This window comes from Micromonospora sp. URMC 105 (genome assembly GCF_051386295.1).
In the GTDB taxonomy this organism is placed as follows: domain Bacteria; phylum Actinomycetota; class Actinomycetes; order Mycobacteriales; family Micromonosporaceae; genus Micromonospora.
In genome coordinates, this window is record NZ_JBPQTL010000177.1 from 1 (window position 1) to 4,134 (window position 4,134).

Annotated in this window: 3 protein-coding genes; 1 reads left to right on the forward strand and 2 read right to left on the reverse strand. The window is 72.0% G+C overall.

Annotated features, from left to right (window positions below; genetic code table 11):
* Nucleotides 1-228: 228 nt before the first annotated feature.
* Nucleotides 229-1,599: a hypothetical protein gene (locus ACSNN7_RS28665; RefSeq protein ID WP_436684173.1), complete on the reverse strand. Its 1,371-nt coding sequence runs from the start codon at nt 1,597-1,599 to the stop codon at nt 229-231.
* Nucleotides 1,600-1,761: 162 nt separating this feature from the next.
* Nucleotides 1,762-3,099: an NADP-specific glutamate dehydrogenase gene (gene gdhA, locus ACSNN7_RS28670; protein ID WP_436684174.1), complete on the reverse strand. Its 1,338-nt coding sequence runs from the start codon at nt 3,097-3,099 to the stop codon at nt 1,762-1,764.
* Nucleotides 3,100-3,212: 113 nt separating this feature from the next.
* Here gdhA and ACSNN7_RS28675 point away from each other — a divergent pair, with 113 nt between their 5' ends.
* Nucleotides 3,213-3,521, forward strand: coding sequence for a MazG-like family protein (locus tag ACSNN7_RS28675; protein WP_357115619.1), 309 nt, complete (start codon nt 3,213-3,215; stop codon nt 3,519-3,521).
* Nucleotides 3,522-4,134 lie beyond the last annotated feature (613 nt).

The following is a 4,134-nucleotide window of genomic DNA, read 5'->3' on the forward strand; positions in this document are numbered from 1 at the left end:
ATCTTGGACAGTTGCCGCCCCGCCCCGCCTCGTTGATCATGAAGTTAGCGGCGCTGTTGATCTCTTCCACTGCCGCCAACTTCATGATCACCGGGTCGGTCGGGGTGGTCCGCTGGGGATCTTGGACAGTTGCCGTTCGGGCGGAGCGGCAACTGTCCAAGATTCGGTGGATACGCCGCTGGCCGGCACCCCGTCAGGGGTGCCGGCCAGCGGCATGTCCGGGTCCGGTCAGGGGCACGCCGGGTAGAGCCGGCGGGTGCCCACGCCGGCGGCGTACGCGGCCCGGTCACTGAACCGGCAGCCGAAGTCCGCCGCCGCGACCGCCTTGCGGTCGGTGACCGGGTCACCGGCGGGGCGGGCGCCGGTGCGTACCCAGGAAACCAGGTCGTCCCAGGCGGCGCCGGCCTCGGCCGGGGTGAACTCGCAGTGCTGCGTGGCCCGGATGGCCCGCTGGACGACCAGCCGGCTGCGACCGTGCCACGCCACGTCCCGGGCGTAGGTCTGCTCCATCGAGAACGGCACGAACAGGTCGCCCAGGTCGTGCAGGCTGAGCACCGGGGCGGTGGGACGCCCGGCGATCCGCGGCACCTCGGTCAGCGTGGGGGAGATCCGCTGCCACACGTTCTCCGGCGCGACCCGCTGGACGGAAGCGTTGACGTCCACCGGGCCGTTCGGGCGGTAGCGGGTGAGCAGGTTCGTGGCGAGCTGCCCGGGCCGCTGCGCGGGGGAGTCACCCCCGCTGGTGGCGCTGATCCCGAAGAGGAAGTCCTTCCAGACCGCGAAGGCCGGCTCGGCGCCGGGACGCGGGCCGCCGGAGCGGTTGATGACGATCTCCCGCAGTTGCCTGCCGCGCTCGTTGGTGGTGTCCGGTCCGGTGGGGGTGAGTCCGGCGAGGCCGAGCGCCACCTGGATCCGGGGCACCGCGTTGGTCAGGTAGTCCGGCGGCGTGGGATAGGCGCGGACCCCGGCGAGGGCCTGCGCGACCAGGTTGTAGTCGAGGAAGAAGTCGAGCAGCTCGTGGTCGCCCAGTACGCCGCACATCGGCAGCGCCCCGTCGTAGTAGCCGGGATACTGCTCCAGCGAGCGGCCGATGATGTAGCCGCCCATCGACACCCCGGTCAGGTACGTCCGGTGTGGACGCCGCACCGTGCCGGCGAACAGGTCCGCCAGCTCCCGGGTGCTGATCACGCCCGAGCGGATGTCGAAGCCGTTGGTGGTGTACGACGACGCCGCCCAGGCGTACCCCTGCTCGAGCAGGCGTTGCCGCAGGCCGTAGCCGGGGGTCTCCGGAGAGAGCACGGTGGTCTGGCCCCGGTAGCCGTGCGCCCACATGACCAGCTCGCCGTTCCAGGCTGGCGGGATCTCGATGATGTAGCCGGCGTGCCGGTGCACGCCCTGCCGGACCGTCGACGGGGTGCCCCGCACGTCGAGCGGCGCGAGCGGCGGGTTGCTGATGGTGTAGCCGGGCAGTGGCTGGGACCCGTCGCCGTGGCGGTCGGCGGCGGCGGCGGGCGCCGCACCGGTCAGCCCGACGGTCAGGGCGAGGGTGGCGCCGGCGGCGAGCAGGCGGCGTACGAGTCGGGTGGATGAGGACAGCATCGATGCTCCCCCGGGGACGGTGCCGCCCGTGCGGGCGGCCAGGCGGGACGGTGCCTACCGGCCGGTAGCGCCCTGAAGCTAGGCCCGCCGTCGAACCCTGTCAATGCCCTGCTGACCGAACGGTCAGCCGATACCGACTGACCGCCCGGTCAAGAGGCCGCCTCAGACCAGCCCGTGCGCGAGCATCGCCTCGGCGACCCGGCGGAAGCCGTTGATGTTGGCGCCGGCCACGTAGTCACCTGGCAGGCCGTACTCCTCGGCGGTGGCCCAGCAGCGGGTGTGGATGTCCCGCATGGTCTCCCGCAACCGCTGCTCCGACTGGGCGAAGGTCCACGAGTCGCGGCTGGCGTTCTGCTGCATCTCCAGCGCGCTCACCGCCACGCCGCCGGCGTTGGCCGCCTTGCCCGGGGCGAACCGCACCCCGGCCCGGCCGAGGATGCGCACCGCCTCCGGGGTGGTCGGCATGTTCGCCCCCTCGACCACCGCCACACAACCGCCGGCCACCAGCGCCGCGGCCTCCGCGCCGCCGATCTCGTTCTGCGTCGCGCAGGGCAGCGCCAGGTCGCAGGGCACCTCCCAGACGGTACGGCCGGAAACCGCCACCGCGTGCGGCACGTGCCGCACGTAGTCGTCCAGCCGGACCCGGCGCTCCTCCTTCAGCTCCCGCAACAGCTCCAGGTCGATGCCCTTCTCGTCCAGCACGTAGCCGTCCGAGTCGGAGCAGGCCACCACGGTCCCGCCGAGCTGGTGCACCTTCTCGATCGCGTACGTCGCCACGTTGCCCGACCCGGAGACCACCACCCGCTTGCCGTCCAGGCTGTCCCCGGTCTGCGCGAGCATCTCCGCGGCGAAGAACACCGCGCCGTACCCGGTCGCCTCGGTGCGTACCTGCGCGCCCCCGTACGACAGGCCCTTGCCGGTCAGCACCCCCGACTCGTACCGGTTGGTGATCCGCTTGTACTGCCCGAAGAGGTAGCCGATCTCCCGGCTGCCCACCCCGATGTCCCCGGCGGGCACGTCGGTCTGCTCGCCGATGTGCCGGTACAGCTCGGTCATGAAGCTCTGACAGAAGCGCATCACCTCGCGGTCCGAGCGCCCCTTCGGGTCGAAGTCCGCGCCGCCCTTGCCGCCGCCGATCGGCAGGCCGGTGAGCGCGTTCTTGAAGATCTGCTCGAAGCCGAGGAACTTGACGATCCCCAGGTAGACCGAGGGGTGGAAGCGCAGGCCACCCTTGAACGGGCCGAGCGCGCTGTTGAACTCCACCCGGAAGCCCCGGTTGACCCGGACCCGGCCGTGGTCGTCCTCCCACGGCACCCGGAAGATGACCTGCCGCTCCGGCTCGCAGATCCGCTCGATGATCCGCGCCCGCGCGTACTCCGGGTGACGGGCCAGGGCGGGGCCGATGCTCTCCAGCACCTCCCGTACCGCCTGGTGGAACTCCGGTTCCCCCGGGTTCCGGCTGACCACACTGGCGAACACCGACTCGACGGCCTCCGGCATTCCCGCACGTCCCTTCCGGTCCAGCTGGCGGCCTCGTCGCCACCACCGGGCCGGCGTGATCCGCCGACCGCCCCCGGGTACGGATCGTCACCCCTGTCCGGTTCACTGATCACGTGGACGAGTCGATCTGGGACGCGGTGCGGGCCTCGCGAGGCTGGCTGGACGCCGCCAACGGCACCGGGCAGGCGGAGCTGACCTGCCGCATCCTGAAGCTCACCGAGGAAGCCGGCGAGGCGGCCGGCGCCTGGATCGGCGTGCTCGGCCAGAACCCGCGCAAGGGGGTCACGCACACCCGCGAGGACGTCGCCGCCGAGCTCGCCGACGTGGTCTTCACCGCGCTGGTCGCCATCGAGAGCCTGGGGCTGGACGCCCGGTCGGTGGTCGCCGAGTGCGCCGCCAAGGTCCGCGCCCGCGCGTCCTGACGCCCGCCCCACCAGGTCCGTGCCCCAAGGCCACCACTGCCCGGGTACGCGCCGCGCGGGCGCCGGTTGTTAGGGATGCGCCGACCCGGCCGGCCCGGGCTGGGCGGTGACGGCCGCCTCTACCGGGCTGTCCCGAAGGCGCGACCTGTCCAGATTCGTGCGGTCCGGCCATTGGCTGTGCGAATTGTCGAGCAGGTTCGGCGGTTGGCTGTCCGGTCTGCGCACGGCCGTGCTTGAGTGTCCCGTGACCGGGGGCACCCTGGGGGCGGAATGGCGGCCGGGCGGGTGTCGTTACATCACCTGGACGATCGCAGCAGCAACCCTCGGCTGTCTGGCCCGATGATGTGGCTGGTGGCGGATGGGGAGCCCCGGAATGGTGGCGGGCGGCGGGTCGTTACATCACCTGGACGATCGCAGCACCTGCTGCTCTGGCTCGATGACGTGGCCTGCCGGGGGTGCGAGCCCCCGGAATGTTGGTGGGCGGCCGGTCGTTACACATGGTCCCGGCGCCGCGAGCCCCCCCGGCTCGCGTTGATCTGCCGGACGAAGACTTTTCCCTTTGTGAATTTTGAGCGCCCCGTCGTGGTGCCTGCACCCGCTCGACCCCCCAGTC

What these genes read in the sequence shown, in the direction of transcription:
- ACSNN7_RS28665 (WP_436684173.1), bottom strand. Translation starts at nt 1,599, where the DNA reads ATGCTGTCCTCATCCACCCGACTCGTACGCCGCCTGCTCGCCGCCGGC.
- gdhA (WP_436684174.1), bottom strand. Translation starts at nt 3,099, where the DNA reads ATGCCGGAGGCCGTCGAGTCGGTGTTCGCCAGTGTGGTCAGCCGGAAC.